The following is a 782-nucleotide window of genomic DNA, read 5'->3' on the forward strand; positions in this document are numbered from 1 at the left end:
AATGGTTCGCCACGTGAAATCTAGCGAAATAACGCCCACCAATAATTGTTCCTGGCTCATAGCTTTCAGCTATAAAAATATTCCAATAAAATTTTCAGTTGTAATGAATATATTAAATACCTATAATGAGGTGCTTTGATGTAAAGTGCACTGGTAGTTAACTCAAGGAAGACAAAATGAATAGAGATGTAACTGGACAAGCTTTAGAGGCTTTTATTGCCGAAGCTAAAAAAGCAGGGCTTGATATTGAAGAGTATGCTAAAAGAGCTCAAACAGGGATAATGGGGAATGCAGTTTATAGTTGGATATCAGTATCTGAAAAGTCAAAAGTAATCAAAGCATTAAATAGTGCTGTTGATGAAGTATCGAAGCTAGATGTTTAATGTAGTGGTATAGCTAATTTGACCATAAACTAAAAAGGCCAATATAATATAACTGTGCATAACGCATATTATGTAAGCAAGGGGTTGTATGATTTTTTTAAAAATAATATTGATCATTACGTTTATAATTTGCATCTACATATTGTATAAATGGATATTAAATACTGACGCCAGTTGAATTGTATGGTCTAGCTGATAGTAAGTAATAAAACGAAGTGGCGCGGTAGTATCACTTATCTCAACGAGATGTAAGCTTTACAGCGCTATTGCTCGCAACCTGTTAGTGTCGCCAGGACGTTAAGATCTCTCCTTGTTATCCTGGCCCAAAATGCCATAAAAGTTAACCTATCTACAGAGTTAACGGAAATGGTTCGCTACCTGAAATCTAGCGAACTAACT

The 782-nt window shown here is 35.2% G+C and carries 1 protein-coding gene; it reads left to right on the forward strand.

Features of this window, described 5'->3' with window-relative positions:
- Positions 1–176 precede the first annotated feature (176 nt).
- Positions 177–383, forward strand: coding sequence for a hypothetical protein (locus tag BT797_RS20625; RefSeq protein WP_075473327.1), 207 nt, complete (start codon positions 177–179; stop codon positions 381–383).
- Positions 384–782: the final 399 nt, after the last annotated feature.

Source organism: Moritella viscosa, assembly GCF_900120065.1.
Taxonomy (GTDB): Bacteria; Pseudomonadota; Gammaproteobacteria; order Enterobacterales; family Moritellaceae; genus Moritella; species Moritella viscosa.